The organism is Mycobacterium sp. (assembly GCF_052145595.1).
GTDB lineage: Bacteria > Actinomycetota > Actinomycetes > Mycobacteriales > Mycobacteriaceae > Mycobacterium.
Genome location: NZ_JBKQOI010000133.1, coordinates 1 through 26,800, shown reverse-complemented (window position 1 = coordinate 26,800; position 26,800 = coordinate 1). Strand labels below are relative to the sequence as shown.

At 65.1% G+C, this 26,800-nt stretch carries 23 protein-coding genes and 1 pseudogene; 7 read left to right on the top strand and 17 right to left on the bottom strand.

Features of this window, described 5'->3' with window-relative positions:
* Positions 1-88: 88 nt before the first annotated feature.
* Together ACLP4W_RS11820 and fadD1 are read left to right on the top strand one after the other, a co-directional pair.
* A complete protein-coding gene (locus ACLP4W_RS11820; RefSeq protein ID WP_442386372.1) occupies positions 89-850 on the top strand; it encodes an SDR family NAD(P)-dependent oxidoreductase in 762 nt (253 codons plus the stop codon).
* Between the two features lie 66 nt (positions 851-916).
* Positions 917-2,572: a fatty-acid--CoA ligase FadD1 gene (gene fadD1, locus ACLP4W_RS11815; RefSeq protein WP_442386308.1), complete on the top strand. Its 1,656-nt coding sequence runs from the start codon at positions 917-919 to the stop codon at positions 2,570-2,572.
* Here the strand turns inward: fadD1 and ACLP4W_RS11810 are convergent.
* Genes ACLP4W_RS11810 through ACLP4W_RS11785 form a run of 6 tightly spaced genes read right to left on the bottom strand, consistent with a single transcriptional unit; the run spans position 2,511 to position 8,821 of the window.
* Positions 2,511-3,164: a PadR family transcriptional regulator gene (locus ACLP4W_RS11810; protein WP_442386307.1), complete on the bottom strand. Its 654-nt coding sequence runs from the start codon at positions 3,162-3,164 to the stop codon at positions 2,511-2,513. The two genes, fadD1 and ACLP4W_RS11810, sit on opposite strands and share 62 nt — an antisense overlap.
* Before the next feature lie 6 nt (positions 3,165-3,170).
* Positions 3,171-3,599 (bottom strand): Zn-ribbon domain-containing OB-fold protein, encoded by a 429-nt coding sequence (locus tag ACLP4W_RS11805; RefSeq protein WP_442386306.1) that lies wholly within the window; start codon positions 3,597-3,599, stop codon positions 3,171-3,173.
* Positions 3,596-4,750, bottom strand: a complete 1,155-nt coding sequence (locus ACLP4W_RS11800) for a thiolase family protein (RefSeq protein WP_442386305.1) — start codon at positions 4,748-4,750, stop codon at positions 3,596-3,598. The genes ACLP4W_RS11805 and ACLP4W_RS11800 overlap by 4 nt, the downstream gene beginning before the upstream one ends.
* 30 nt (positions 4,751-4,780) lie before the next feature.
* Entirely contained in the window at positions 4,781-5,110 is a 330-nt protein-coding gene (locus ACLP4W_RS11795) for a hypothetical protein (protein WP_442386304.1), read from the bottom strand.
* 1 nt (position 5,111) lies between these two features.
* On the bottom strand, positions 5,112-7,457 hold the full coding sequence (locus tag ACLP4W_RS11790) for a CoA transferase (RefSeq protein ID WP_442386303.1): 2,346 nt from the start codon (positions 7,455-7,457) through the stop codon (positions 5,112-5,114).
* Positions 7,458-7,459: 2 nt separating this feature from the next.
* On the bottom strand, positions 7,460-8,821 hold the full coding sequence (locus ACLP4W_RS11785; protein ID WP_442386302.1) for an amidohydrolase family protein: 1,362 nt from the start codon (positions 8,819-8,821) through the stop codon (positions 7,460-7,462).
* Positions 8,822-9,221: 400 nt separating this feature from the next.
* Between ACLP4W_RS11785 and ACLP4W_RS11780 the strand changes: the two genes are divergently transcribed.
* The 4 genes from ACLP4W_RS11780 to ACLP4W_RS11765 all read left to right on the top strand — a co-directional run bounded on the left by ACLP4W_RS11780 (position 9,222) and on the right by ACLP4W_RS11765 (position 14,161).
* Positions 9,222-10,199, top strand: a complete 978-nt coding sequence (locus ACLP4W_RS11780; protein WP_442386301.1) for a LacI family DNA-binding transcriptional regulator — start codon at positions 9,222-9,224, stop codon at positions 10,197-10,199.
* Between the two features lie 141 nt (positions 10,200-10,340).
* Positions 10,341-11,795 (top strand): aldehyde dehydrogenase family protein, encoded by a 1,455-nt coding sequence (locus ACLP4W_RS11775; RefSeq protein ID WP_442386300.1) that lies wholly within the window; start codon positions 10,341-10,343, stop codon positions 11,793-11,795.
* Positions 11,796-11,879: 84 nt separating this feature from the next.
* Positions 11,880-12,992, top strand: coding sequence for a DUF1214 domain-containing protein (locus ACLP4W_RS11770; protein ID WP_442386299.1), 1,113 nt, complete (start codon positions 11,880-11,882; stop codon positions 12,990-12,992).
* Positions 12,989-14,161, top strand: a complete 1,173-nt coding sequence (locus tag ACLP4W_RS11765) for a sulfotransferase family protein (RefSeq protein ID WP_442386298.1) — start codon at positions 12,989-12,991, stop codon at positions 14,159-14,161. The genes ACLP4W_RS11770 and ACLP4W_RS11765 overlap by 4 nt, the downstream gene beginning before the upstream one ends.
* Before the next feature lie 31 nt (positions 14,162-14,192).
* Here the strand turns inward: ACLP4W_RS11765 and ACLP4W_RS11760 are convergent, their stop codons facing one another.
* From ACLP4W_RS11760 to ACLP4W_RS11750, 3 genes are read right to left on the bottom strand one after another with little or no spacing between them, the layout of a single operon-like run.
* The gene (locus ACLP4W_RS11760; RefSeq protein WP_442386297.1) at positions 14,193-14,612 is read right to left on the bottom strand and encodes a Zn-ribbon domain-containing OB-fold protein; all 420 of its coding nucleotides are present in this window, start codon (positions 14,610-14,612) and stop codon (positions 14,193-14,195) included.
* 15 nt (positions 14,613-14,627) lie between these two features.
* The gene (locus tag ACLP4W_RS11755; protein ID WP_442386296.1) at positions 14,628-15,836 is read right to left on the bottom strand and encodes a thiolase family protein; all 1,209 of its coding nucleotides are present in this window, start codon (positions 15,834-15,836) and stop codon (positions 14,628-14,630) included.
* Positions 15,837-15,845: 9 nt separating this feature from the next.
* Positions 15,846-18,071, bottom strand: a complete 2,226-nt coding sequence (locus ACLP4W_RS11750; RefSeq protein ID WP_442386295.1) for an acyl-CoA dehydrogenase — start codon at positions 18,069-18,071, stop codon at positions 15,846-15,848.
* A gap of 173 nt (positions 18,072-18,244) precedes the next feature.
* Between ACLP4W_RS11750 and ACLP4W_RS11745 the strand changes: the two genes are divergently transcribed.
* Positions 18,245-18,832 carry a TetR/AcrR family transcriptional regulator gene (locus ACLP4W_RS11745; RefSeq protein ID WP_442386294.1) on the top strand — a complete coding sequence of 196 codons (588 nt, stop codon included), beginning with the start codon at positions 18,245-18,247 and terminating at the stop codon, positions 18,830-18,832.
* Here ACLP4W_RS11745 and ACLP4W_RS11740 read toward each other — a convergent pair.
* From ACLP4W_RS11740 to ACLP4W_RS11705, 8 genes and pseudogenes are all read right to left on the bottom strand, one after another.
* Entirely contained in the window at positions 18,815-20,686 is a 1,872-nt protein-coding gene (locus tag ACLP4W_RS11740; RefSeq protein WP_442386371.1) for a pyruvate kinase, read from the bottom strand. The two genes, ACLP4W_RS11745 and ACLP4W_RS11740, sit on opposite strands and share 18 nt — an antisense overlap.
* Before the next feature lie 174 nt (positions 20,687-20,860).
* Positions 20,861-21,748: a fructose bisphosphate aldolase gene (locus ACLP4W_RS11735; RefSeq protein ID WP_442386293.1), complete on the bottom strand. Its 888-nt coding sequence runs from the start codon at positions 21,746-21,748 to the stop codon at positions 20,861-20,863.
* Between the two features lie 108 nt (positions 21,749-21,856).
* Positions 21,857-22,849 (bottom strand): ABC transporter ATP-binding protein, encoded by a 993-nt coding sequence (locus ACLP4W_RS11730; protein ID WP_442386292.1) that lies wholly within the window; start codon positions 22,847-22,849, stop codon positions 21,857-21,859.
* 3 nt (positions 22,850-22,852) lie between these two features.
* Entirely contained in the window at positions 22,853-23,902 is a 1,050-nt protein-coding gene (locus tag ACLP4W_RS11725; RefSeq protein WP_442386291.1) for an ABC transporter permease, read from the bottom strand.
* Between the two features lie 65 nt (positions 23,903-23,967).
* Complete coding sequence (locus ACLP4W_RS11720) at positions 23,968-24,585, bottom strand: cysteine hydrolase family protein (RefSeq protein ID WP_442386290.1); 618 nt, start codon at positions 24,583-24,585, stop codon at positions 23,968-23,970.
* Between the two features lie 156 nt (positions 24,586-24,741).
* Positions 24,742-25,335 (bottom strand): cytochrome b, encoded by a 594-nt coding sequence (locus tag ACLP4W_RS11715; protein WP_442386289.1) that lies wholly within the window; start codon positions 25,333-25,335, stop codon positions 24,742-24,744.
* Positions 25,332-26,477 (bottom strand): catalase family peroxidase, encoded by a 1,146-nt coding sequence (locus ACLP4W_RS11710; RefSeq protein WP_442386288.1) that lies wholly within the window; start codon positions 26,475-26,477, stop codon positions 25,332-25,334. The genes ACLP4W_RS11715 and ACLP4W_RS11710 overlap by 4 nt, the downstream gene beginning before the upstream one ends.
* 128 nt (positions 26,478-26,605) lie before the next feature.
* Positions 26,606-26,800, bottom strand: a pseudogene (locus tag ACLP4W_RS11705) (phosphotransferase family protein); the annotation flags it as partial.

Genomic DNA, 26,800 nt, shown 5'->3' with positions numbered 1-26,800 from the left:
AGCGCCGAACGTCGAGTTGTTGAGCCGAATCCGCGATTTTTGCCCGACAACTCGACGTTCGGCGGCTAGCGTTGCCGCCATGTCAGACGTGACGCCACCGCTGCAAGGCCGGCGGATCCTGGTCACCGGTGGAGCCACCGGTATCGGCGCAGCCGCCGTCGCGGTCCTCACCGCGGCGGGCGCAGACGTCGCCGCCACTCATCACCAGTCCCCGCCTCCGGATGATCTCGTGGCCACCTGGCTGCAGTGCGACGTGCGCGATGCCGATGCCGTCTCCGCGATGGTGCAACAAGCGGCCGAAGGCTTGGGTGGACTCGACGTCCTGGTCAACGCCGCGGGACTGTGGCAGCCCGGGATCCCCGGATACATCGGCGTCGACGAAATTTCGTTCCTGTTGGACACCAACGTGAAGGCGACCATCCTCACCAACCAGGCCGTGTACGCCGTGATGAAGGGCCAAGATCCCAAAGGCGGCAAGATCATCAACTTCGGATCCTCCGAAGCCGTTATGGGCAGCCCGATCTCGGCCGTCTACGCCGCGACCAAAGGCGCGGTGCAGGCGTGGACACGATCCGCCGCCCGGGCCTGGGCCGCCGACAACATCACCGTCAACGCTTTGGCGCCGGCGGTGCAGACACCCGGCGCCGACCGATTGCGGAGTTTCCTCGGTCCGGAGGCCAGCGCCCTCATCGACCAGCAGATGAAGATGATGATTCCGCTCGGCGGGGCGCTGGGAGACCCCGCCCGAGATGTCGGGCCGATGCTGGTCTTTCTGGCGGGTCCTGGCTCGGGTTTTATCACCGGGCAACTGCTGGCGGTCGACGGCGGCCTGATCATGGTCGGCGGATAGGGGCGCCGCCCAGTCGCCCGCTACTATAAGACGGACCGTCTCGTCTCGTAATTGAAGGTGGATCCGATGACCGACGACACGATTCAGGCGCTCCTGCAGAAGCGCTTGTCGGACCCGGCGGTCGCCGTGAAACATGCCAACTTGCAATGGACTTGGAAGCAGTATCTCGCGGAGGCGGCGGCACGGGCCGCAGCGCTGATCGGCGCCTCCGATCCGCGACGGCCGATGCACATCGGCGTTCTGCTGGGAAACACGCCCGAGATGCTGACCCAGATGGCGGCGGCCGGGCTCGGCGGCTACGTGCTGTGCGGCCTGAACACCACGCGGCGCGGCGAGTCGCTGGCCGCCGACATCCGCCGGGCAGACTGTCAGTACGTCGTCACCGACGCCGAGCATCGGCCGCTGCTGGAGGGTTTGAACCTCGGGGCAACGCAGATCCTCGATGCCTCGACGCCTGAGTGGGCCGAGTTCGTCCGCGGTGCCGGCGAACTGGTCCCCCACCGCCAAGTCACCGCGACGGACGCGTTCATGATGATCTTCACGTCTGGAACCAGCGGAAATCCCAAGGCGGTGCAGGTGTCACACCTGATGGCCGCGATCGCCGGTCTTAGCCTGACCGGGCGCTTCAGCCTCACCGAGCAGGACACCTGCTACGTGTCGATGCCGCTGTTTCACTCCAATGCGGTCGTCGCGGGATGGGCACCCGCGGTGTGCTCCGGCGCCGCCATCGTGCCGGCGAGGTTCTCGGCGAGCAACTTCCTCGACGAAATCCGCGAATACGGCGCAACCTACATGAATTACGTCGGCAAACCCCTCGCCTACATCCTCGCCACCACCGAACGCGACGACGACGCCGACAATCCCCTGCGGGTGGCCTTCGGCAACGAGGCCAACGAAAAGGACATCGAGGAGTTCGCGCGCCGTTTCGGCGTCCAGGTCGAAGACGGCTTCGGCTCCACCGAGAACGCGGTGATCGTGATACGCGAACCCGGCACGCCCAAGGGCTCGATCGGCCGAGGGGTCGAGGGGATCGCCGTGTACCACAGCGAGACCATCACCGAGTGCGCAGTGGCGCGTTTCGACGACTCCGGGGCGCTCACCAATGCCGACGAAGCCGTCGGCGAGTTGGTCAACACGAAGGGATCGGGCTTCTTCACCGGCTACTACAACGACCCGGAGGCCAACGCAGAACGCATGCGCCACGGCATGTTTTGGTCCGGGGACCTCGCCTACCGTGACTCCGAGGGTTGGATCTATCTCGCCGGCCGCACCGCCGACTGGATGCGGGTGGACGGCGAGAACCTGGCCGCGGCACCGATCGAACGGATTTTGATGCGCCACAGCGCCATCAACCGCGTCGCGGTGTACGCCGTGCCGGACGAACGCGTCGGCGACCAGGTGATGGCCGCGGTCGTCCTCAATGAAGGTTTCACCGTCGACCCGGATTCATTCGAATCCTTCCTCGACGCGCAGCCCGACCTGTCGCCCAAGGCCCGGCCGCGATACGTTCGCATCGCTGCCGATCTTCCCAGCACCGCGACCCACAAAGTGCTCAAGCGCCACTTGATCGCCGAAGGGACGGCCATCGGCGAAGGGGAAATTCTCTGGGAGCGCGATCCACGTGGCACGGCGTACCGGCAGGCGGCGCCTGCCCCGGTGTCTAACTCGGATCCGCGGGTACCCGGCGGCGGATCTGCCCCTTCGCCCGTCGCACCCGTTTGACGGGATCTCGGCCTGTGCCGCTGGCGATCTCGTCGCGCAGCTGCGTGATGTTGGAGATCTCCGCGTACAAACCGCGGATCGCGTAGTCGAGGACGGCGAAGGAGAACCGCTGGTCCGGGTCATCGATTATGCCGAGTTCACGGGACCGCTGCCGCGACCACAACGCCTCGTCCAGCCGAGCCCGGGTCGCCTCGAGATGGCGGTCCAGTGAGTCGATCACATGTTCTGGATCCTCGCCACGGGCAAGCCAGATCTTGAGGATGACGGGGTGCTTGATGACGACCTGATCCTGGCCCGGGAAGTGCTGGACCCACCTGCGCAGCGCATCGAGGCCGGAATCCGTGGTCTCGTACAACGTGATGGCGCGCTTGCCGGATTGAGCACCGATCTCGCTGACCATCCCCCGCGCCAGCAACCGGTTCAGTTCGCGCCGCACGTGGCTGACCGACGGCGACCAATAGAAGTGGCCGACCGACAGCTCGGCGCGTATCTTGATCTCACCAGCGGTGAGTTGTTCGTCGTTGGCCGCCAGCACACCCAAGACGAGGTAGGCGGTTGCGGGCAGGCCGTTGCTGGTGCGCGCGGGGCTCACGGCTGTCTATCTCTGGCTGGTGAAGTACGGCAGGGTCACATCGGCGCCGACGGCATGGAATTGCACCTGCACGCGCATGCCGATCGCCAGATCGTCCGGCGCCACACCCACGACGTTGGTCAGCATTTGGTAGCCTTCGTCCAGCGTGATGATCGCCGGTGCATACGGCGGTTCGAACTCCGCCGTGACCGGCCGATGCACCACCGTCCAGCTGTATATCTCGCCGCGACCGCTGCTCTGCTGCCACCGCAATTCGGCCGAAAGACATTGGCGGCAATGCTCTGTCGGCGGGAAATTCGAGAGTCCGCAAGCCTCACAGCGTTGGTAGCGCAGCTCTCCCGCTTGGCAACCCTGCCAGAACGGAACGCTGAGCTGACTGCTGGCGTGGGGCACGGGGCCGGTCTGGGACCGCAAGGGGCCGGGCTCGGGAATCATAGCGGTCCATCCCCGAGTATCAGCACCGTAGTGAACAAGGCTCCCGCTCCCCCGTTGCTGCACAGGGCAATATGCGCGTCGGGCACCTGGAGTTTGCCTGCCTGGCCGCGCAACTGCTGAACGGCTCGAATCGCCCGCTGCATCATTTGCGGGTTGGAGCCCGCGTGGCTGAAGGACATGGTTCCTCCGTCGGTGGTGATCGGATGGCTGCCGTCGATGGCGATGTGACCGTCGGCGACGAATGGTCCGCCCTCACCATCGCCGCAGAATCCGAACGCCTCTAGCTGACGGATGATTTCGAAGGAGAACGGATCGTAGAGCTCCAGCACGTCAACGTCGTCGGGCCGCAGTCCGACGTGGCCGAAGGCACGCTCGGCCGCGCGCGTGCCGACCACGCCATTAACGTGATCACCGCGGCGGCCGGCGAGATCCCACGCGGGCGGGTGCTGATAGGACGGGCCGTGGAAGTCGGCGCCGCTGCCCAGCACGTAGATCGGCTGGCTTGCGCCGTCGACTTTGTCGAGATTCGCCACGACCAGCGCGCACCCGCCTTCTGAGGTGGTCGCGCAATCGAGGAGATGAAACGGGTTGGCGATCGGCCGTGACGCGGTGATGTCATCGGGTGTGAACGGTCCGCGTTGGTAATAAACGGCTTCGGGGTTTTGCGATCCGTTGTTGCGGATGGTCGCTGCCACGATGGACAGTTGTTCGCGGGTCGTGCCATAAACGTGCATGTGGCGTCGGGCGATGAGCGCGAACTCGGCGGCGGTGAACATCCCCCAGGGCGCCACGAATTCGTTCTCTGGCCTGGTCCACGGCGCCGTGGCCTCATGATCGCGGTATTCACCCGCCTGAGCGGCGACCAATACCACGACGTCGGCCATGCCATGCTCGATTGCGGTGGCCGCCTCGGTGATCATGCCGACCCCGAAGCCCAGCCCCTGCCAGGCGGGCCCGAGGCGCAGGTCGTAAATCAGCGTCGTGGACAGTGGGCCCGCGCTGATCCCGTCCACGTCGTCGAGGCTCAGCCCGGCGTCGTCGAGTGCGCCGCTGATGGCCTGGAGGGCCAGGCTCCGCGAGGTTTCGCCGTCCAGCCGGCGTCCCTGCCGGGTGTTGTGCACTCCGACGATCGCCGCGGTGCGCTTCGTCACCCTGACTCCGTTCTCACCCCATGGGGCGCTTCAGTTTTCGTCTGCGACGACGCCGAGATAGGTGCCCACGACGTCGTATTCTCGCCCGTCACGCCTGATGGTGCCGATCGTCGTCGCACGTGCCTCCGGCTGCGCCGCGCCCGCATCAACCACGTCGATTCGCACGTCTATCGGCCGTGCCGTCTGCGGGTCGGTGATCTCGACGACCATCGCTACCGCGCCTTGGCTCTCGTCCCACTCGACGCTGGTGATCCGGTGCCGGGCGGTCAGTTCCATCACCACGGAGTCTTGGCGCATCAGGAAGCGCACCGGTGCGCATAGCTCGCCGGCGCGCGGCGGGACGCACAGCGTGACCGCCATGTCACAATCCCGCCGGGCGTGTGCTGGTGGCCCCCGCGTCGCGCAATTCGACCAGATCCTGTTCGTCGCGCCCCAGGACGCCCCTGAGAACTTCGCTGGTGTGCTGGCCATACAACGGCGGTACCCGTCGAATCCAGCGCCGTTGCTTCCCGACGAATGCGAACGGCATCCCGGTGCACAAGAAGGTGCCGGCAACCGGGTGGTCGACCGTCTCCCAGAAGCCGCGGGCGAGCAGCTGTGGGTCGCTCAGCAGGGCTGCGGGTGCCGTGACGCGCGCTGCCGCCACCCCGCCGGCGCGCAACGCGTCGACCGCTTCGGCCACCGAGCGCCGTGCGGACCAGTCCGAGATCAGCTTGTCGATTTCGTCGGCCCGCTCTCGCCACCCGGCCTCGTCCGGTCCCAGTTCGGGCCGGGCGATGATCCTGGCCAACGAGACACGGGCGTCGTCGTCCATCGCCGCGAGCGCGACCCACTCGTCGTCACCCGCACAGCGGTACACGCCCTGGGGGCTCGCACCGGGACCCCGATTTCCGTTTCTGCGCATCTCGATTCCGTTGCGCGAGTACTCCACCAGCATTTCGGCGGCCACGTTCAGCGCCGACTCAACCATGGTCGATTCGACCTGCATCCCGGTCTCGTTCCGATCGCGGATCACCAGCGCGGCGACGGCGGCAAAGGCGGCGTGCAGCCCCGCTATCGGATCGCACACGCCGCGCGGGATCACCGGTGGGCCGTCGGCGTGTCCGGTCATCCAGGCCATTCCCGTCGCCTGCTCCATCGTCTGCGCGAACCCAACGCGGTCGCGCCATGGGCCGTCGAGGCCAAACGCCGGCATCCGGACCATGATGGCGTGGGGGTTGGCGGCCGTAACGGCGTCCCATTCCAGGCCGAAGTTTTCCATCACCCGCGGGGAGAAGTTCTCGAGGACGAGATCGCTTGCGGCAATGAGCTCCAGCGCGACGGCCCGTCCCGCCTCCGTGCTGAGTTCGAGGCTGACGCCGCGCTTGTTGTTGTTGCTGCACAAGAACACCGGGCCCCACTCCCACCACAGGTCCCAGGTGGGCGGGCGGCCACCGGCGAACCTCAAACCGTCCGGCCGACGAACTCCCTCGAGCTTGATCACATCGGCGCCAAGTGAGCCCAGGAATTGGGTGGCGACGGGTCCGGCCCAGAATGCGGTGAGGTCCGTAACTCGTATGTCGGACAGCGGAAGTGCGTCGGCGGCAGCGAGACGCGGGCGGTTGGCTCGCGGTGGCCAGTGGACGCGTCCGTTGTCGGCGCCCAGCAGTGGAGGCCGGCGGGGTGGCCTGGTCGCGATCGCGTCGCTGCGATACGGCACCCGCGGCGCACGCGCCCCGAACTCGGACTTTACGAATACTCCGCGTTGTAGGAAGTGATCGACCTGCGGCAGCGTGGCGGGGGTTCCAATGGGGGCCACCGGGATTCGGAATGCCACCGCGAGATCGACGATCTCTTGGGTGGTGCGGGCCTCCGTCCACTTGGTGACCATGCCGAGGAACTCGTCGCGGCGCTCGGCTCGCCCGGCGAACGACGCCAGGTCGGCGTCGTCGATCAGATCGGCGCGGTCGATAAGCGCCAGAAAGTCTTGGAATTGCTGTGCGGTGATGGTGCAGAAGCCGACCATGCCATCGGCGGTAGGGACGATTGACGGCAGTTCCAGACTGCGTTGATGCAGCAGGGAATCCGCCCCCAACACACTGGCCGACATGGTGGACAGACCGCCCATCGCGACCACCATCGCCTCATACGTCGAGAGGTCGACGATTTCGCCCGGGCCACCTCGTACGGCACGCCGGGCACAGGCGGCGGCGACCGCGGCCGCGCAGGTGCCCGCCAGCCACTCACCGAGCCGGCCTCCCGCCTGTACGGGTTCGTCATCGGGCCAGCCTCGGCCGGCGATCGAGCCGCACAACGCCTGCAGGATGAACTCGTTGGCGACCACCTGCTCATCGACGTAGGGACCCGTGGTCCCGAATGGTGTCACGGCCACCACTACCGCCGACGGCCCGGTGTGAGCCGTGATGTCGTCGAGCGTCCAACCGTCGGTCAGGTCGGTGAGCACGACGTCGGCACCGGCCAGCAGCGCCGTGATCTCCGCGCGGTCGCGCTGCACCACGGACTTCTTGCCCGCGGCCAGATAGCCGAACAACGCCCCGGTCGGACCCCCAGCACCGGCGGACCAGCCACGCAGCGAATCGCCTTGCGCGGATTCGATCTTCACGACGTCGGCGCCCGCATCGGCGAACATCTTTCCGCAGTAGGACACCGCGATGCCGTTGGATAACTCCAGCACACGCCAGTCCGCGAACGGCGCCTGGGCTGTCACGTTCAGTTGCCCAGGGTGGTGGCGCGCCCGGCGATACCGCTGGCCTCGGCCGTGACCGGACCCTGAGACTGACCAGCTCCCTGTGCCTGCAACGCGAACTGCGTCATCCGGGTCCACGCGTCGCGGTCACGCTGGCTGGCCTGGCGGCCGACGTGCGTGACGACGTCGACATCGGTGGCCTGGGCGCGCAGGTAACCGGCCCGGGCATGGTCCTTGGGGATGTACCGGAACGGATCGAACGAGTAGGCGGCCATGGCATTTTCGTGGGTGATCTTGTTGATCACCGAGCCGTCGAGATGGCCCATGGTCTCCATGATGTCCTCGGGCGCGAACGGCCAGTTGCTGTCGGAGTGCGGGAAATCGGACTCCCAGCACAGCATGTCCTCGTTGAACCAATCCATGTTCTGCACACCGACTTTGTCGCTGATGAAGCAGGTGTAGAAGTGTCGCTTGAACACGTCGGTCGGTCCGCTGTAGCCCGGCGGGAACGTCGCCAGCGTCCAGCCCGAATGACGGTTGAAGACGTGCTCGGCCCGCCAGAGGAAGTACGGTATCCAGCCGACGTCACCCTCGGTGAGCGAGAACTTGATGTCTGGGAAGTCGGCATAGAACTGCGCCCAGATCAACTCGGTGAAGGTGAACATGCTCATCATCGATGACGCCGTCATCTGCACACTGGGCGGGGCGTCCGTCGACACCATAGGAGATCGGGACGCCGAGCCGACATGGGTGCACAGCACCGTCTTGTTCTCGCACACGGCCTCGAACAGCGGATACCAGTACTTGGTGTGAATGCTGGGCATTTGCAACGCCTCCGGGTTCTCCGAGAACGTCACCGCGTGACAGCCCTTGTCCGCCAGCCGTTTGACTTCCTTGGCGGCTTCGTTCACGTCATAGAGGGGCAGGATCCCGCAGGGAATGAACCGGCCCGGATAGGCCGCGCACCACTCGTCGACGTGCCAGTCGTTATAGGCCTTGATCATCACCAGATTGACGTCGCGGTCGGGGCCCTGGTTGAGGACCTGGCCCGAGAAGCCGGTGAAATTGGGGAAGTTCAGACCCGCCAGCTGGCCGCCGGCGTTCATGTCGCGGACCCGCTCGTCGACGTTGAAGCAGCCCGGCCGCATCTCGTCGTAGCGTGACGCGTCGATGTTGTACATCTCGCGGGGTTTGCCTGCGACGGCGTTCAGTCCCATATTGCGGCCGCGGACTTCGCCGTAATACCACTGCTGGATGCCGTCGGGTTCGATGACCACCCGGGGCGCGAGGTCCTTGTACTTGGTGGGGACATGCGCGTCGAACATGTCGGCCGGCTCGGCGATGTGATCGTCCACGCTGATCAGGATCAGATCGTCCTTGTTCATGCCACACTCCTAGCCTGACGATGTGGTGACTAGTAGATAATGACGTCGGTCACAGTGTCAACGGCGGGGGGCGTCCCGTTTGCGCACGCGCCCTACGCGTCGGTTCCGCCGTACTGCCTGTCCCGGCTATCCAGATGAGCTGCCCTACAATGGTGAAGGCAGAACGCCTTTAATCGGTGCACGACGAAAGGCCGTGCCTACGGCCATATCCACCAAACCCACATGGCAGCTGTTTTTTCACTGACTATTAGTCGCATTTACCGCACGGGTCATTTCGTGCCACCGGAAGGTGGCTGAGCGCCCGGCCCTTGCCGCCCCGGCCGCCGGATCGCGGGATCGCACGCCGCGGATCGCCGTCGCATGCCACCATGGGGCATGGCCCGGCCTGGAAGGATGCGGGTTGACCACGAACAAAGCTGTGCGACCCACCACCGCTGATGTGGCCCGATTGGCCTGCGTGTCGACCGCGACGGTCAGCTATGTGCTGAACGACGCTGAGGGCCGGCGGATCTCCGCGCAAACCCGGGAGGCGGTCCACCGCGCGGCGAAGCTATTGGGTTATCGACCCAACCTTGCCGCGCGCAATCTTGCCCGCGGCAAGAGCGGTGTGGTCCTGTACGTCGTTCCACAAGTGGCGGTGGGCGAGATGCCGATGCAAGCCGGCAGTCGGATGACCACAGAACTGGCGCGTCAAGGTTTGCTTCAGGTACAGATCTTCGAGACCGAGGACGATCAGCATGTCGTCGATGCGATCGGGAATCTCGACCCCGTCGCGGTCGCGAGCCTCTTCCCGCTCAGCGGTGCCGCCTCGAGCGCGCTGGAGACGGCGGGCATACCGCACGTCGAGATCGGGACGCTGCCGGCCCTGGGAGACCCACACCTCTCGGTCGGTGAGATGCGGGTCGAACATCTCGTCTCGCGTGGTCATCGACGGATCGCGTTTGCCTACACCGGGATCGCCAGATGGCGCGCACTGGGCGACTACTGGTTCGAAGGCGTCTCGCGCGCGGCACGATTGCGTGACCTCCCGCCCATCCGCGTCGCCGAGATCACCGTGGACAACGCCGCGGACGTGGTGACCGGGTGGGTGCAGGACGGCGTGACCGCCGCCTGCGCGCAAAGCGATGAGATCGCCTGCCTTGTCCTGTACGGCATTCACGAAGCGGGGCTGCACTGCCCGCGCGACCTCGCGGTGATCGGCGTCGACGCGAGCCCGATGGGTGCGGTGAGCACCCCACCGTTGACCACGGTGCAATTCGACCCGCGCGCGGTCGCCGACGCGGCGGTCGCCGCCGTCTTCGAACGGTTGGGGCTCGCAACCCCACCAGCCGTTGAGCCAACCGACATTTCCCACCTCATCGTGCGCTCGTCGACCTAGCCCCGGACCCTGTTCCCCGTAGACCTTCTCTATAGACGTAGTGTGGCCATGGACATCCGCGGGTTAAGCGCATAACCTTCGCCTTGCGGTCCGTTCAAGAATGAGCCGCTCGAGGGCGTCGGAAAGGCCAGGAGGACACCAATGACGGTGCAAGACGTATTGGATGAGATCCGTAAACGACCCGGTACGGGCGAAGTAATTCCGATCATCGATCCCTCCACCGAGGAACATCTCACCGAGTTCACCGACTGCGGTATCGAGGCGGTCAACGACGCGGTCGCACGTGCGAAAGCCGCTTCCGAGTCGGCTGTCTGGACGAAAATGCCCCCCAGCGAGCGGGCCAAGGTGCTCTGGCGCGTCGCCGATCTGATCGACGAGAACAAGGAGATTCTCGCCGAGCTGGAAGCTCTGAACGCGGGCATGCCGCCCAGCCAGGCGGAGATGATCGTCAACGTTGGTTCGGAGTGGTTCCGTTACTACGCGGGCTGGTGCACCAAGATCGAGGGCATCGCGACCGACGTGAACGCCAGCGGACTCACCGGCATCGACACGCATCAGCACGCCTACACCTTGAGAGAACCGTACGACGTGGTGGGGCTGATCTTCCCGTGGAACGGCCCGGTGTTCAATTTCTGCGCCAAGCTGGCGCCCTCGCTGGCCGCGGGCTGCAGCAGCGTCGTGAAGCCCGCCGAGGAAACCCCGCTGTCGGCGCTGGTGCTGGAAAGGATCCTGGCCGAGGCCGGAGTGCCGGACGGCGTCGTCAACATGGTGCTGGGTTACGGTCACACCGCTGGTGCGGCCATCACCGCGCACCCCGACGTCGACAAGGTCGCCTTCACCGGATCCACCGAGGTCGGCCGCGCAATCGTGGCGGCGTCGTCGCAGAGCAACCTGAAGAAGGTCACGCTGGAACTCGGCGGCAAGTCGCCGGTGGTGATCTTCGACGATGCCGATCTGGACATCGCCACCGCGGTCGCGTCTTTCGGCACCTTCATCCACTCCGGCCAGGCGTGTGTCTGCGGATCCCGCATCTTCGCCCAGCGCGGCGTCTACGAGGAGGTGGTCGACCGCATCGCCAGGATGGGCAAGAACCTGAAGCTGGGTGGCCCCAAGGAAGAAGGCGTCATGGTCGGCCCGCTGATCAGCGAGAAGCAGCTCAACCGCGTCTTGGGCTACATCGACGTGGGCAAGTCCGACGGCGTCGACGTCGTCAGCGGTGGCGAGCGGATCGACCGGCGCGGATACTTCGTCCACCCAACCGTGCTCACCAGCGTCAAGACCACGAGCAGGCTGTTCCAGGAGGAGATCTTCGGGCCGATCGTCACGATTCTGCCGTTCGACGACGACGACGAAGCCGTCGCGCTGGCCAACGACAGCACCTACGGACTGGCCGCCACCGCGTGGACCAAAGACCTCGGCCGGGCGCACCGGATTGCAAAGCGGTTGAAGGCCGGAACGATTGGCCTGAACTGCCAGATGCAGTTCGACCACTCGATGCCCTTCGGTGGTTACAAGCAATCCGGTTGGGGCTACGAGTCCGGCAAGGCCGGCCTCGACACCTATCTCCAGACGAAAATCGTTTGGGCGCAAATGTAGTTGCGTCAGGCGACCGCTATCGCGGCCAAGCCCTTTCGGACCCATCGCTACCAAAATGGTGAGTCATAGTCTAAGCATGAGACTATGACTCAAAACCAGGCGCCGGAGCCGGGCGATCAAGTCGCCCCGAAGGCTCGTGCTGCGTGGCAGTTCTTTCGGCAGATGCTGGCCGACGTCACCACGATCGTGACCGAGGATGCCGAATCCGAGCGGGAACTCCTCGAAGGGCTACGGGTCATCGCACGAGTGTCGTCGCTGTGCTCGCAGATGTCCGTCGAGGCCGACCCCGGCCGCCCGGTGTTCTTCGATATGTGTTCGGACACAAGGATGATCGGTGGGCCCAATCCCGACGGCAACTACTTCCTGGCGATGATCCGCGGCGATCGGCGCTACCGGATCACCGGTACCCGGGGCACAACGGCCTACCTCGGATTTCAGATCCTCGCCGGCACCGGCCTGACTCCGCGGCGAATGTCCAATTACGTCGGCTACGCCGATCTGGCTCTCAGCTCCGGCGAATTCGCACTGGTGCTGTCGTCAGAGGAACCCGCCGAACCTGCCGATCTCGCCGGCGCGCAGTGGGTGCAGATCCCCGCCGACGCATCGTCGGTGGTCGTCCGGGAGTACATCGGCGATCCCGCCTCCGAGGAGTTGGCCACGATGCGGATCGAGGCCCTGGACCCCGACCCGGTGACCGCGCTGTCCGACACCGAACTCGCCGACCAGTTCACCGCGATGGCATGGTCGCTCATGAAGCTCACCACCCTGCACCGCACCATCAAGCCAGAGCTGCTGCACAGCCCGAACACGCTGCTGACAGCCGAGGCGGCCGACTTGGGTGCGGCCGACACCACCCCCGACAACCTGTACATGATGGGCACCTTCCGGCTGGATCCCGGCCAGGCGCTCGTGCTCGACATCGAGCCACCCGACACCCGGTACTGGAACGTCACGCTGGAAAACATCTGGCATGAGTGCTTGGAGCCGCGCCGCCGGCACAGCTCGGTGACCAATCGCGGGGTGCAACCGGAGCCAGACGGGCGAGTCCGTATCGCGATCTCCGGACAAGACTTGGGCTTTGGCCATTGGCTCGACACGGGTGGCCGGCATCGCGGATTCGTCGTCGTGCGCTGGCTGGACAAGCCGACCCCGCCCGACGTCAGGGTATCCGTGCGGCATCGGGAGGACCGCTCGTGACGCTGCGGGAACGATTCGACCCGGAACGGCTCATCGCAACCGCCCGCGAGGAAGCGGGAAGCGACGACTTCGGCGAGGACGGCTGGCAGCCCGGTCTGCACCGTCTCACCGACGGGCTGATCGATGAGGCGCGGCTATCGGCTATCGGTGTGGAGATCGCTTACCTCGACATGATGCGCGCTCTGAAGAACCGGCTCGATGTGATCGCCTGGCGTAAGCGACATCCCGAGATCGCCCGCAAGCCAATCACTGCGCCGATCTTCATCGTCGGCCAACCCCGCACCGGAACCACGATCCTCTACGACCTGCTCGCTCAGGACCCCGATCTGCGCGCGCCGCTCACCTGGGAGGTCGACGCGCCCTGTCCGGTCCCGCAGCCCGAGACCTATCACAGCGATCCGCGCATCGCGCAGACGCAGGCCAGCATCGAACTCTCCGAGCAGATCATCCCGGGGTTCCTGGCATTTCACCCGATGGGCGCTCTCGTCGGGCAGGAGTGCGTCCGCATCACGGCCAGCGAGTTCACCAGCATGATCTTTTCGGTGCAGTACCGGCTGCCGAGCTATTACCGCTGGCTGCTGTATGAGGCCGACCATGCCGGGGCCTACCGCTTTCACCGGATCTTCCTGCAGCACCTGCAGTCTGGCGTTCCCGGTCAGTGGCTTTTGAAGTCGCCGGCGCACCTCTGGCACCTCGATGCCCTGCTCGCCGAATACCCCGACGCGTTGATCGTGCAGACCCATCGCGATCCGCTCAACGTCATCTCTTCAATCGCCGCGCTGACCCACCACCTGCGGCGGATGGGCAGCGACGAATCGAACATCGCCGAATGCGCGGCCCAGTCCTATGAAGAGATCGTCGTAGGCCTCGACCGCGAGATGGCGCTGCGCGACAGCGGCGCTGTCCCCGCCGGCCGCGTAATCGACGTGCTGTTCACCGATTTCATGAACGATCCGTGGACCACGATCAAGGATATCTATCAGAAACTGGGCCGCGAACTGCGACCCGAGACAGCACAGCGGATGCGTGACTTCCTGGCCGCTCACCCCGGAGATGGTGGAGCAGGTCGCTACACGTGGTCGGACACCGGCCTGGACGCCGCAGAGGTTCGTGACCGGGTGCGCACGTACCAGGACCGCTACGCGGTTCCGACCGAACGATTACGGTGATTTCACCGCGAGCGTGAAGCCAGCTTCACGTTCACCGATCGGCGGGTTCGTAACGCAGCATCGTGACATCATGTTCGGGGTAGTCGAAGAACACCGGACGCACCCGCATCCCGACCCTGAGGTCGGCCGGATCGACGTTCACCATCTCGGTGGAAAACCTTGGTCCCTCGTCCCATTCGACGATCGCCAAGAGCTGCGGAACCGCGTCGGCAAAGTGCGGACTCACGGGCCGACGCGCCACCGTGAACGAGTACAACGTCCCCATGCCGGAGATCTCGTGCCATTCCAGATCATTGGCCAGCGTTCGCGGCGCACGCACCCGCGGATAGAACACATAGCTCTGCAATGACGGTGAGTACTGGATCACGATCCGATGCTGCCCCAACGCGTCCCAGAACGGCGCCGTGGTAGGCGTTTTGACGGGCATCGGACGCTCAAAGCTGATGGCCATGAAGTCTTCCTTCGTTCAGTCGCCCTGGAGGATGAGCGTCGTCTGCTCGGAGAGGATCCCGCCGTTGCCGGACACGAAAGCGCGGTTGCAGTCGGCAACCTGGGCCGCGCCGGCGCGTCCCATGATCTGCCGGGTGGCATCGCAGACGTGGTGCATTCCGCCCGCCAGTCCCGCCTGGCCGAAGCCCAGTTGGCCGCCGGCGGTGTTGAGCGGGAAGTCGCCGCGGAACGTGAGGTCGTGACCGGCGACGAACTCCATGCCCTTCCCCTTCTCACAGAAGCCGGCGTCCTCCAGCGACAGCAGCACGGTGATGGTGTAGCAGTCGTAGATCGACACCATGTCCATCTGCTCCCGGCTCAGATCGGTCATGGCGAAGGCGGTATCGGCGGCCGCCGCGATCGGGGTTTGCAGAAGATCCTCGGCGTAGGTCGGGGTCTTGAACGGCACGTGTTCCCCGAATCCCTTGATCCACACCGGACGGTGGCGCGCCCGTCTCGCGAGGTCGGCATTGGCGACCACGACCGCGGCACCCCCGACGCAGGGCATCACGATCTCCAACATGTGCAGCGGGTCCGCGATGACCGGGCTGGCAAGGACGTCATCGACGGTGAGCGGCTTGTCTTTCCAGATCGCGCCTTTGGTGTGATTGGCATTGACCCGCTGGTCGACGACGATCTTGGCCATCGCGCGCTCGTCGTAGCCGTAGATCGCCGCGTAGCGTTGGGCCACCTGGCCGTAGGGACCGTTCTGGCCGAGGTTGCCGTACGGTATCTCGAATTCGGCCTGCGGGGAGCCGTATTGGTTGCTCGACGAACCGAAGAACATGGCGTCGACCATGGGCCTGGGCTTCTTCTTGGACGACGGCGTGATGTATCGGGCCGGCAGTGCACACAGCACCGCGTCGCAGATGCCGAGTTCGACGGCCGCGGCCGCCCGCCATACCATGGCCGCGGCACTGGCTCCACCAAGATCCACGTGTTCGGCGAATCTGGCTCCTATACCCAGATATTCGGCGATCGTGGAGGGTACGAAGATCTCCGACTCGGCCAGGTGCGACGCCACGACGCCGTTGACGACGTCGCCCGGAAGTCCCGCGTCCTCGAGCGCGGCCGCGGACAGTTCGGCCCATTGTTCGATGGCAAACGGCGCGGGCGAGGTTTTGTTGAGCCGCTCGGGCGGAAGCTCGACGTACCCGACGATCGCGGCTTCTCCACGTAATCCCATGTCGCTATCCTACTTTCGGGGTAGGCCGAGAATCATCTGAGCGATGATGTTCAGCTGAATCTCCCTGGTTCCGCCGCCCAGCAGCTCGGCGGGCAAATGCAGATATGGCTGCACGACCGCGGGGTCGGAGTCGGCCACCATCGCCAACTTCCCGGTCAACTGCAGCGTCGCCTTGAACGTTCGTCGCAGCAGCACGTTCATCGCCACCTTGGCGATGCTCGACGCCGGCCCGGATGGCTGGCCGTCGAGCAACCGGATGGTCTCCCGAACACCCAGGGCCTTGATGGCGTTGGTATACGCATCCAATTCCCCGAGCGCACGCTGCGCGTCGTCGCGGTCCGGTCCCGGTTCCCGCGCAATCCGACGCAGCGCGACGGCCCTGTCGAACTTGACGTATCCGCTGATGGCCGAACGCTCTTCGGCCATGGTGGCGATCGCGAGGCCCCAACCATCGGTGGGACCTCCCAGCAGCATCTCGTCGGGCACGAAGACGTCGGCGAGGAAGACCTCGTTGAAGTGCGCCTCGCCGGTCGCCGTCTTGATCGGTTGGATCTCTATCCCGGCGGACCGCATGTCGACGATGAAGTAGCCGATGCCACGATGCTTACTCGCAGTGGGATCGGTGCGCGCCAGCAGCGCGCCGTAATCTGCCCGGTGCGCGGCCGACGTCCAGATCTTGTGCCCGTTGATGTTCCAGCCGCCGTCGACCTTTGTTGCGCGCGTCGTCAATGCGGCCAGATCGGAGCCGGCGCCCGGCTCACTGAAAAGCTGGCACCAGGCTATGTCTCCGCGTTGTGTCGGCGGAATCAGGCTCTCCTGCAGGTGCTTTGGCGCGGCCCGCAGCAGCGAGGGCAAGATCCACTCGGCGATGCCCAGCGAGGGACGGACCAGCGCAGGTCGCTTGTGGAATTCCTCGTCGATGATGAGCTGCCGCAGTGGGCTGGCGTCGAGTCCCCATGGTGGAGGCCAGTGTGGCGCGATCAGGCCCGCCTCGGCGATCAATGTCCGTTGCGGTCCGGTCTCGAAGTCTTCGTAATCACCCTGCCGTCCGGGCCGATCGTTGCGAAGCGCCAGTGCCGAATCCAGCGTCTCGGCCACCCACGAGCGGAAGTCGGATTCGGCGTCGCCGAGGTCGACCGACATGTCGCGTTGCTGGGTGCACGTCAGTTGGCCCAGGCGGCGGGCCCAGCGGCTGGCCGGGCCGATTGAGGCGGCCAGGCTTGTGGCCCGCCGCCAGTACAGGTGCACGTCGTGTTCCCAGGTAAAACCGATGGCGCCGAACATCGTGAGCGCGTCGAGCACGAGATCCGGCACCGGCGAAATCGCGATCACCGCCGCTCCGGCCGCAGCGAGGCGAAGCTGGTCGAGCGGTTCTTCACTGGCGCGCACCGCATCCCACGCAGCCGCAGTGCCCAACTCGCTGTTAACCAGCAGCATCGCCGCGCCGTGCTGCAGCGCCTGGAAGGTGCCGATCACCTTGCCGAACTGCTCTCGCATTCGCAGATGCGCGGTAACCGCTTCGACACACCACTGCGCGATCCCGGCCGTCATGCTGGCGACAAGCCCCAGGGCGATGCAGAGCGCGCGGTCAGGATCGATTCCGATGAGCACGTCCGACTCGGCAGCGCAATACTCGGCAAGTCGCAGGATCCCGACATCGGTCACCAGGTCGGTGCCGGGTACGGATTCGACCGTTGCCGTCGGATTTTTGGTGTCGACCAGCACCCAGACGACGCCGCCGTCCCGGGTGCGAGCGCCGACGAGGATCAGCCGCGCCGAACACACCCCCGAGGTGACGTCCGATGCGCCGGTGACCAGCCATTGTTGACCTTCGGCGCGAGCATGGAAGTTGCCCCCATCTGGCAGACTGACCGCCGCGGGTACGCCGGACGCGAGATCACGCAGCAGTGCTTCGGCGGCAGGTGTCGGATCGGCGAGCAGCGCAACGGCTCCCGCCGTCACCGTCGGCAGCAGCGGCCCGGGTAGCAGCGCCTTGGCCGCCGACTCCAGCACGCACGCCGCGTCGATCAGCCGTCCACCCTGTCCACCGAGGTATTCCGGGAGGTGGACCGCGTGAAAGCCGTTGGCGACCAGCGTATCCCACCATTCCGGGAGCTGCCCCGACGCCAGCGCGCCGAAACTGTCGCGCGTCGCGGCGATTGGGGCGTGCCGCTCGGCGAACTTGCCAACGGCGTCGCTGAGGTCCTGCTGCTCCGGGGTCAGCCCTAGCGTCATAACGGCGACTCCGCGCGGCTGAGACGACACGCCATCGAAGACTGCTACCCTCCCACTTACAAGACGAACCGTCTCGTCTTGTGGCAGACTACGGGGCGGGTCAGGATATGTAAAGCGCGCTCGACGCCCGGGCGGTCAGCGTCGCGACGGACCTGAGAAACGAGGATCACCAGGTGCCAACCGATCTCGCCCGGGCCAATCCGCCCCGGCGCCGCAGCGAGAAGTCTCGCACAGCCATCGTCACCGCCACGCGCGAGTTGCTGCTCGAGCGCGGATTCGATGGTTTGACCATCGAGGCGGTCGCCGCCCGGGCCGGTGTGGGAAAGCAGACCATATATCGCTGGTGGCCGAGCCGTCCCGCGCTGGTCGCCGATGTCATGCTGGAAGACGCCGACAAGATTCTGGCTTCGGTAGAGCACACCGACGACCTCTCCGCCGACCTCGTGGGGTGGGTGCGCAAACTCGTCGCAAGTCTGACGACCGCCCGCGGCTTGGCCATGCTTCGGATCTTGACCGTCGCCTGCATGGAGCATGAGGACACCGCCGTCAAACTTCGCGCCGGGTTCAGTGCGCCGCTGCACGATAACGTCCGGGCCCGGCTTCTCGCCGACGGCGTCGATGAGGCAGCCGCCGAGTCGGCCGCGGACGCCATCGTCGGCGGCGTGGTATATCCGATACTGTCTGGCGCGCAACGATATTCACGGCGCCGAGCCGAACTGACCACCCAAATCATCGTTGGGGCGTTAGCGGCGGGCCGCTGACCAAGAGCGCAGCGGACGCAACAACGCGTTGTTCTTGTAGTAATGCTCCGCCATTCGCCGCATGATGTTGTCGAGCACGGTAACCGCGGCGTCGAGATACGGCCCCTTGTTCAGCATCACGCACTCGGCCCGCTCGCTCATCGCCGCATCGCTGATCTCGGCGCGGGACGGAAGCCCGGTCTTGGCGAGCTGCTCGAGCACCTGCGTCGCCCAGATGACCGGTAGGTGCGCGGCCTCGCACAGCCACAGAATCTCCTCCTGCAATTCGGCCATCCGCTCATAGCCGCATTCCACCGCCAGATCGCCCCGAGCGATCATCACCCCGACCCGGGGCCGGCGCATCGCGGTAAGCAACAGCTGCGGGAGGTGTTCGAAGGCGCCTCGGGTCTCGATCTTGAGAACGATGCCCAGGTTGTCGCCACCCAGCCGATCGAGCTCATCCAGCAACCGTTCGACATCCGACGGGGTGCGCACGAACGACATATCGACCAGATCCGCCAGTTCGACCACGGCGGGCAGGTCAACGACATCGCGGTCGCTGATCGCCGATATCGGCAAGTCGGTGTCGGGCATGTTGATGCCCTTGCCCGCCTTCAGGCGGGCTGCCCCCTGCTCCGGATAGTCGATGCGCACGGTGATGGCGTCGCGGTCGACCGACAACACCCGCCCACCGATCTTGCCGTCGTCAAAATGGACCGCATCAGCCTGATGGGCGTGGTCGAAAGCCTCGGGCAGCGTGCAACCGATGCGCGGAATGGCTTGGCTGCCGTCCACCGGAGCCGGCGAACAGTCGCGGGTCAGCCGCAAAAGGTCTCCCGCATGCAACACCAAACTCTGCTCCGTCTCCGGAAGCGGGCCCACTTCGGTCGAGTCGCCGCCGTCTTCGGCATAAAGCGCCGTTCCGGTTTCCAGGTAGGTTGTTTTGCGCGTCGTCACCACGAATCCGCCCGAGTCAGCGCCCTCGTCAAGCGCCTGGAGAACGAGGCGGCGCTTGGATCCGCGTGCGTCCTGCAAATCCAGCACATCGCCGGCATCGCGGTTGGTCAGCCATCGCCGTGGCACCGGGACCAATGCCATGCCGGGTTCGGGCGGGTCCGTCGGTTCCTCGGTCGACGTCAGCCACGCCCGCGCCGGGGCGACGACCTGACCGAGAGCGTTTCGCTGCGGACGCAGTTTTATGACACGCGGGCCCGGCTCCAGGGGCCCGGTCCGCAGCTTGGGCCCTGCCAGATCCATTGCGACCAGACACGTGGTGCCTGCGCGTGCGGCTGCGTCGCGCACGTGGTGCACCATCGCGCACCACGCCTCCACGTCGTCGTGGGCGCAGTTGATCCGCGCGATGTTCATGCCGCGCCGCACCAATTCGCGAACCAAGTCAGGGTCGGTCGCGGCCTCCGATGGCAGCGTGACCATGATGCGAGTCCTCCGGTGCGGCGAGCGGGGCCCCAGCAGATCCACCGTGTGTTGTCGCAAAATCTCCGGTCCTTGCTCAATGGGCACCGCCGACGGTGCGGGCGGCTGCCACCTCCCGTCCACTAGGGCCGCTATCGCCGAGCGAACCGCCGAAAGCGTGGCCTGAACATGTGATTCGCTGCGCCCCAAGGACGAAAGCCCAAACACGGCCAGTCCTGTTTGCAGTTCCCGCAAATCGAATTGACGAATTGCCCAATAGTGCACCAGGTTTCGCGCGCTCGACCGCTGTTCGGGGGCAACGACGGCTAACCAGTCCGACCACGATGACTCCGCCTCCGACAATCTCGCCAACAGACCGTCGACCTGCTCGAGCAAACCCACCAGCCGCTTGTTGATGTCGGCCTCTGTGCTGGGCGGGGTGCCGTTCAACTGTTCGGCCATGCGCTCACTGGGCACGGCAACTCCTTGCTTCGTGGTTTTGCGGCCACACAGTGTTAACGTCCGTGTAACGAGCCTTGATGCGAATCATCAAGGCATACACCAATTTAGTGACTTCCACTACCGTTGCGGCAGGGGCATTGGTCCCAAATGGGCGCGCCGTTGGTACGTCCCGGCTCAGCCGGCGACTGAGGCGTCGTAAATCGACTGGATAGCTTTGTCCAGTGTGGCGTTGAACTGCTCGTCGGACTGCTCGACCGAAAGTCCCTCGGTCAGCGCGCGGCTGAAGCTGGCGATCACACCCGTGTTCTTTGCCAGCAGCTCGTTGGCCTCCTCACGGGAGTAGCCGCCGGAGAGCGCGAGCACCCGCATCACCTTCGGATGTTCGACCAGGGGACGGTAATGGTTGACCTCGGTGGGCAAACTCAGCTTGAGCATGACTCGGTCGGGGACGGTCTCGAGTTGCTTGGTGATTTCGTCGCGCAGGATGTCCTCGGCCTGCGCTTTGTCCGAGATCGAGATGGTGACCTCGGGTTCGATGATGGGTACCAAGCCGTGCGACAGCACCTGACGTGCGAGCTCGAACTGCTGGGCGACCACCGCGGCGATGCCTTCGACGTTGGCGCCACCGATCACCGACCGTTCCTTGGTGCCGAAGACACCCTTAATCGCCGCCCGCTCCAGCAACTCGTCCAGCCCCGGTATCGGCTTCATCAACTGCACATCGTCGGAAGCCTCCACCAGCCCCTTGTCGATTTTGAGGATCGGCACCACGCCTTTGGTTTCCCACAGGTAGGTGGTCGATGGCACGCCCTCGATCTCGCGGTCCATGGTCTGCTCGAACAGAATCGCCGCCAGCACGCGGTCACCAGAAAACACCGGCGAGGTGATGATCCGCGACCGCATCTGGTGAATAAGGTCGAACATCTCCTTCTCGGAGGTATACGCGTTGTCCTCGATGCCGTATAGGCGCAGCGCCTTGGGTGTCGAGCCGCCGCTCTGATCGAGCGCCGCGACGAATCCCTTGCCCGACGTCATCCGGTCTGCCTGCTTCTCGTTCGGCATGGACTTCTCCACTCCCTTGTGGTGCCTGACCGCGACGGCGCACGGTCAGGGCTCGCATCGTGCCGATCATATTTCGGCCGGTCACAGCGCTGGCAGACAGGTCGTCGATCAGTTGCTGGCAAGCTCGTGCCGCCCGATCAGCCCGCTTATGCCCGTCACTGGAAGCCGCTCACGGAAGGCCTGCGCTGTGTAGCCGATTGCTTTCGCGTCGGTTCGCGCGCGAACCGTGGCCGAACGTGGCATGTGAAAAAGCACACCGATTTCACCGAAGTAGTGCCCAGGCCCGGCCACCTTGACCAATTCCTCACCACCGTCGGCTAATTCGCGCACGATCTCGAACTCACCCTCGGACACCACATAGATCAGATCTCCCATCGTGCACTGCTCGAAGAGCACCTCGCCGGCCTTGAGCTGCACAGTCTCGGGAAGCCGATTCGTGGAGGCGCGGGTCGGCACCAGCTCGACGACGCGATCGGCCATCGGCAGTATCCGGCTGTCGTGGGTCGCGACCACCACGACACGCTCGCCCTGCGCCAGCGAGCGGATCAGCCGCAGCACCTCCTCCACCTGGATGAAGTCGAGGTGCGCGGTCGGTTCGTCGGCGAGGATCAACGGCGGTTCCAGCGCGATCGCTCGAGCGACTGCGACGCGTTGCTGCTGCCCGCCGCTCAGGCCACCCGGGCGATGTTTCATCCGGTCGGCCAGACCGACCCGCGTGAGCAGTTCCTCGGCGCGCCGGCGCGTGGCCGCGCGTGACATCCCGGCCGCGCGAAGCGGAACCATCACGTTCTCGATGGCCGTGAGGCTGGGCACCAGATTGAACGCCTGGAACACGATGCCTACCTTGTCGCGCCGGTACTTCGCCAGCGCGCCGCGATCGAGTGCCGTGACGTTGACGTCATCGAACTTGATAGCCCCAGACTTCGGGCGCAGAATGCCGCCCAGGCAAGACAGCAACGTCGTCTTCCCGCAGCCGCTAGGCCCGAGCAGGATCACCAGCGACCCCGCCGCCACGTCGAGGCTCAAGCCGTTGATCGGCCGAACAGCGTACCCACCGCTGGAGTACTCGACGACGAGGTCTTGAATGCTCAGATGGCCCACGGTTCAGGGACCTCCGAACGCAAGCGCCGGATCGACCGCCACCGCACGTCTTAGTCCAGCGCCGCTGGCCAGCAGACCGACGACAATCGCGACCACCGGCAGCGCCAGGTAGGCACGCGTGGGCATTACGACATTCATCGGGAACAAAGGTGCCAGCACCTGCGCAAGGATGACGCCCAGCACCGCCGCGAGCAGCGCGACGACGACCGCTTGCAGTGCGAGCCCCGCCAGAATCGACCGCGTCGGCACGCCAATCGCCTTGAACACTGCAAAGTCGCGCAGGCGCTCGAGCGTGGAGAGATACACGAGTGATCCGACGATCAGAACCGCCACGATCCACAGCAAGAAAGCCATGATCGTGATCGCACCCGCAGGGTCCTTCACCGGGCGCAACAGGTCGCTGACACCGCCTGCTCGGTCGACGGCTTGGTAGCCGTTCGGGAGCTGTCGGGGTGTGCCGACGATCCCGATCGACGTGATCAACGGCTGACCGTTGTACGCCAGTTGCTGCAGGCCCTCGGTCGTCAGGAAGATATTGGGCTTCTTCGCTTGTGTGGTGGAATTGGGCACAACGCCGACGATCCGCAATGTGCGCCCACCGAGTTGCAGATCGTCGCCGATATGCTGGCCCAGCGTGCTCGACACCGCCACCTCATCCGGCGTCGACGGTGGCCGACCCTGCGAGACGCGCGGCATGCCGGGTCCATGCTCCGGCGCGCCGAAGGCCATAACGTTGTGCGTTGCAGTGCCATCCCTGATCGTCGACGCCGCGGTGGTCAGTGGGGCCGCAGCCACGACACCGGGCACACCGGCCACCTGGGTCAGATCCACTTGAGCGAATGGTGTCGCCCCCAGGAATGGTCCGGTCGCGCCGGCCTTGACCACGAAGGCGTCGACACCCATGGAATCGACGGTTCGCTGGGCCTCTGCTTGAAAGCCGTTTGCAAGCCCGGTCAGAACGAGCGTCATCGCGAAAACCAGTCCGGTGCTGACGACAGCGATGACGAGGCGCCGCCTTCGCCATTGCATGTCGCGCAAGGCCGCGATCAGCATGACCACGACGCTACCGCTGTTCACCCCGTGCCGGACAGGGGCTTTTTCTCGTCGGACGTGCTACGTCAGCGAGTGGCTATCGCGTCGACCACTTCTCTTGCAGTGACGATGGCGCTGGCGTAGTTCGGGATATTGACCTCGAGAGCGGCATGCATCTCCCTATCCGAGTAGCTCGCGGTCGCGTCCTTGACCACCGTGACCTCATAGCCGAGCTCAGCACCGTATCGAACGGTCGCCTCGAGGCAGGTGTGTGCTATGAGTCCCATGACGATGAGTCGATGGATGCCGTGCTTCTTGAGCAGTAAATCCAGGTCGGTGTTGGCGAAACCACTTGAACACCAATGCTCTTGGGCAACGATGTCGCCCGGTTGAGGCTCAAACTCCGGGCGGAGCTCGCCCCCCCAGGTTCCGTATTCGAAGGTCTTGCGTGACCATGCTGCTTTCTGGATCGGCGCAACATACTTCCAGGTCTCGTAGTCGCCGGGGCGATACCGGCGATGCAGCGCATAGAAAATGCGAATATCCGCCTCTCGCGCGGCATCGAGGACTTGACGCATGTGCGCAACGCACTGGTTGGCCTGGGCAACATCCTTCAGGCGATCCCATACTTTTCCGCCCTCGGAAATGAAATCGTTGTACGGGTCAATAACGACAAGGCCGGTGAGATCCTTTTTGTACGTCACGCGGTCATGTTCGCATGACACCCGTGTGGACGGCTACAATTGTGTGGTCCCGGCAGGGCTGCGCTCACGTCGGCGGGTTTGGCCTATCGGGTGTCGAGGGCGACTTGCTATGGCGGCCAAGAGGATCCGCACTGTGAGCGGAGTCGTTAACTGTCGTCACACCTTGGTTTCGTCCTGCTGCGGGGCCGCGGGTTTGGTGGGCCACACTGCCATGCGATCAAGGAGTCGGTCGCGCAGAACCAGCGTGTGAAAAAGAACCGCGCAGACGTGGGCGGTAAACGTCAGGAAAAGCAGGAAGGCGAAGACATTGTGAGCCTGCCGGAGCACCGCATAGACGTCGATGTCGTGCGGTGCGATGCCGGGCAGATGAAGTGGTCCCACCAGCACGATCGGGAATCGCGCCGCCGACAGCATGGCCCACCCGGTCAGCGGCTGGACGAGCAGCAATGCGTAGAGCAAGTATTCCGACCACGTCGCGATGCGGCGTTCGGCGGGACTCATAGTGGCAAGGAACGGCGGAAGCCGGTGGGTTAGCCGGTTCGCCAGGCGCACCACTGCGAAGGCCAGGATCAGCACCCCCAGCGGCCGGTGTATTGCCAAAAGCAGCGGGTAGTAGCTCAACGAAGCGATCATGGTCACGCCGATGAGCAGTTGCGCGATGACCATCGGCGCCATCAGCCAGTGCAGAATCCGCGACGGGAGGGCAAAACGCGTTGAAGCGGATACGGTTTCGTTTGTCTCGCCGGTCATGAGAGCACCCGGGCCACATTGACCTCGCTGGGCGACTTGGGCTCTTCGGCGCGACGGGTGAAGGAGCGTGCGTACACGGCTGACCTCGCGGCGGGCAGGGGATCGTCGGAGGCGGTGATCCCGTCCGGTAGCACCAGCGGGTCGAAGTTGATGTCGCGCGCGTTTCCGGCTTCCTCGGTCTGTACCGCGGTGATGGTGATGGTGCCGGCGTCGATGGACCGCCGGGATTGCGGCCACGGTTTCGTGGCGTCGTTGGTCGGATCGCCCGGCTCACCAATCGTGAGGACCAGCCGCCACTTGAGTGGCCGCTGTGCCAGCGTGCGGATGAGGTCGTCGAAAAGATAGTCCTTGTTGGGCGATGGCCCGGGGACGGCCGGGATGTCAGGCCCGCCGCCGTCCTGCGGAACCGTGTACCAGCGCACCGGAACAGCCGCGCCGGCGCCGTTGGTGAACCAAAAAGCGTTCAGACCGTAAAACGTGCTGTCCGCAAATCCCGCACTGGGCTTTACCTGCTTGATGATTTTCATTGCCGCGACCGTCTCGGGATGGCGATCGAGGAATGCGGCCATCTTCTGTGGATCGGGCTTGCCCGTTTCGGGGACTGGTTTGGACGCCAGCAACCGCTCGTAAAAACCTTGTGGGGTGCTGTCCGGGAAAACGGGAAAGTTGACCATCGCGGTGCGCCACTGCTGGGTAGTCTGGAACAGCAGCCCCAGCCCGCGGATCGTGTCGGGCTTGTCGGCCTGATCCGGCAGACCACCGCCCAGCGAAAACCGGCCGACCACCGGTAGGCTGCCCGGCTGGAAGACCGCCGCGCGGCAGATGGCCGCGCCCGCCCCTGTGCTCGCGAAAGATCCCGTGGCGCTGAGGCCTTTGGCATGATTTCGCCGGAATCCGTCATGGCGCCCGTAGACGTGTTCGAAGCGATCGGCGAACCGAGGTGGGGTCAGGGTGTCCGGCCGCAGCCAGCCGCCGGCATAGGCAAACGTGCCCACATCCACCGCGGCGAAACCGGCCACCGCGCCCATCCCGAGCAAGGCGCTCCGCCGAGTCAGCGCGCCACGGAGGGGATCCGTGGGCTTGGTTTCGGCGGGTTTGTCGTCTTGCCCGCCACCAGGATCACTGCGATCACCGGGCTCCATGCCCACCGTCCTTTCGGTGAAAGTAATTCACTCACGGGATTGACACAGCGCGCAACCCTTACGGCGATCAACCACTCTCACCACGACACGATGGCGAAATTCGTTCGAATCTTCCGTTCAGCCAAATGTCACCCGGCGTGCGCCAGGACCTGCTGGATGCGTTCTTCGCGCGGGAGGACCGGGCCGTCGTCGAGGGGTTCGTCGATGCCGAGTTCGCCGAGGCCGACTTTGGTCATGAGCGAGGTGCCGTAGGCGGCCAGCACAAGTTTTTGATCATCGCTGTGGCCATCCTCGATGAGCATCGCGCCGATGAGGCAGATGAC